Source organism: Streptomyces sp. YS-3 (assembly GCF_045257485.1).
Taxonomy (GTDB): Bacteria; Actinomycetota; Actinomycetes; order Streptomycetales; family Streptomycetaceae; genus Streptomyces.
In genome coordinates, this window is the sequence record NZ_JBJHPC010001190.1 from 1 (window position 1) to 609 (window position 609).

Annotated in this window: 2 pseudogenes; one reads left to right on the forward strand and one right to left on the reverse strand. The window is 72.7% G+C overall.

Annotated features, from left to right (window positions below):
- Positions 1 to 179: 179 nt before the first annotated feature.
- Positions 180 to 446 (forward strand): annotated as a pseudogene (locus tag ACJA3G_RS38245) (MFS transporter); the annotation flags it as partial.
- On the opposite strand, the pseudogene ACJA3G_RS38250 reads toward ACJA3G_RS38245, so the two are convergent.
- Positions 440 to 609 (reverse strand): annotated as a pseudogene (locus ACJA3G_RS38250) (MFS transporter); the annotation flags it as partial. The pseudogenes ACJA3G_RS38245 and ACJA3G_RS38250 sit on opposite strands and share 7 nt — an antisense overlap.

Sequence of the window (609 nt, forward strand, 5' to 3'; positions counted from 1 at the left end):
CCCCCCCACCCCCGGAAACAGAAAGGTGACCCAGATCACCAGGGGGTGGCTTTCACGGGGTCGGGCGGCTTGATACAAATTGGGCCGCGTTCCCGTGTCCGACAACACCGGGCGCGTCCCCCCTCCTTGAACGTTCTCCCCACCTTCTGCCCGTTCGGGCACCGCTCCCTGGAACGCCCATGTCCGCACGCCCTCGTGCCTCCTGGCCTCTGGTCGCCGTCTTCACGGCCGGCTATCTGGCCGCCTATCTGCTCCCGACCGTCGTCGGCCGCCTCTCGTCGGGCCTCGGCCTGCCGCCCACCCGGGCCGGACTCATCGGCTCCGCCCTGCTGTTGAGCTCCGCGTCCGCGGGCTTCGCGCTGGCGGCGCGGGTGGAGCGGTACGGGGAGCGACGGCTCGCCCGGCTGGGCCTGCTGCTCGCGCTTGCGGGTTACGGCGCCGCCAGCGCGAAGCCCGCGGACGCGGAGCTCAACAGCAGGGCGGAGCCGATGAGTCCGGCCCGGGTGGGCGGCAGGCCGAGGCCCGACGAGAGGCGGCCGACGACGGTCGGGAGCAGATAGGCGGCCAGATAGCCGGCCGTGAAGACGGCGACCAGAGGCCAGGAGGCAC